The 226-nt window shown below is 62.8% G+C and carries 1 protein-coding gene; it reads right to left on the reverse strand.

Going from position 1 to position 226, the window contains the following annotated elements:
- Window positions 1–226, reverse strand: a 226-nt coding sequence (locus OO63_RS41175; protein WP_033264999.1) for a condensation domain-containing protein, incomplete at both ends; no start/stop codon positions are given.

Below are 226 nucleotides of genomic sequence, written 5' to 3' on the forward strand. Positions count from 1 at the left end.
CTTCGCCGACTGGCTGTGCGGCCACTCGAGTTCCACTTCGAGGCCGGGCAGGGCGAAGCTTTCGCGGTGGTTGTTCTGCCAGGCGAACATCACCTGGAAGAGGGGTGCGTACGCGGTTGATCGTTCTGGGTTGAGGGCTTCGACGAGGCGTTCGAAGGGGATGTCTTGGTGGTCGTAGGCGGCGAGGGATTTGGTGCGTACGTGGTGGAGGAGGTCGGTGAAGGTG

It is taken from the genome of Streptomyces alboflavus (genome assembly GCF_000716675.1).
GTDB classification, from domain to species: Bacteria; Actinomycetota; Actinomycetes; order Streptomycetales; family Streptomycetaceae; genus Streptomyces; species Streptomyces alboflavus.